The 843-nt window shown below is 72.0% G+C and carries 2 protein-coding genes; both read left to right on the top strand.

Features of this window, described 5'->3' with window-relative positions; genetic code table 11:
- Window positions 1-513: DUF6247 family protein (locus tag E1283_RS37930; protein WP_165956386.1), on the top strand; the 513-nt coding region annotated here is incomplete at its 5' end.
- A gap of 3 nt (window positions 514-516) precedes the next feature.
- A complete protein-coding gene (locus tag E1283_RS36630) occupies window positions 517-753 on the top strand; it encodes a hypothetical protein (RefSeq protein ID WP_132822442.1) in 237 nt (78 codons plus the stop codon).
- Window positions 754-843 lie beyond the last annotated feature (90 nt).

Below are 843 nucleotides of genomic sequence, written 5' to 3'. Positions count from 1 at the left end.
GGCGGGCTCGACGGGGGTCGGGTTCGTGAGGCGCTCGGGCTCGGGCAGCGCAAGGAGTTCGAGGACGAGTTCGCGTTCGCGTTGCGCGGGGTGCGGATCACCTACGAGGTGGAGCCGCTCGCCGAGGTCGTCCGTTCCTGGTGGGAGGTGACGGGCGGCGACCAGGACGTGGTGGACGCCGACCGGCACCGGTCGCAGCGGGACGCCACCATCACGCGCCGGCCGCGGCGCGCCTGGCAGGAGCCGACCCGGTGGGTCGACCGCACCGGGCCCGCCGTCTACACCGCGCTCGCGCACGACGAACGGGCCCGGTTCGCGCTGGACTTCGAGGGCGCCGCCGACCGGGCCGAGCGCGGCTTCGACCACCGGCATCTGCTGCTGGTGGTGCACGACTGGTGGACCGCCGCCTGCCGGCACGCCAACCCCGAGCACGTCGCCCAGGACCAGGAGCTGGCCCGCCGGATCGAGTCCGGCGACCTCAGCATGCTGGCCCGGGACGACGGGCAACCATAGGAAGTGATCTACGACATTCGCTACGTCGACGTGGCGAAGCGACAGCGGGACGCGCTGCCGCGCACGGCACGAGCCGCCTTCGACAGCACGGTGACGGCGCTGCGCCGCGCCCCCTACGAGTTCGCCCAGAAGGGCCGCGACGGCATCTGGTGGCGCGACTTCGGCTCCGGCGGGCAGATCATGTACCTCATCTCCGACCACATCATCACCATCACCGTCCTCCGCGTCACCCACCTCTGAGGTCCCGGATCGGCCGCCGTTGTCAGACCCGTGTGCTCTCCTGTCGGTACACGGAGAGTGACGAGCGGGAGGGGCGCGGAGATGGACGGG

Origin of the sequence: Streptomyces hainanensis (assembly GCF_004348415.1) — a bacterium.
In the GTDB taxonomy this organism is placed as follows: domain Bacteria; phylum Actinomycetota; class Actinomycetes; order Streptomycetales; family Streptomycetaceae; genus Streptomyces; species Streptomyces hainanensis.
Note: the sequence above shows the minus strand (reverse complement) of the source record. Positions and strands in the feature narration are given on the sequence as shown.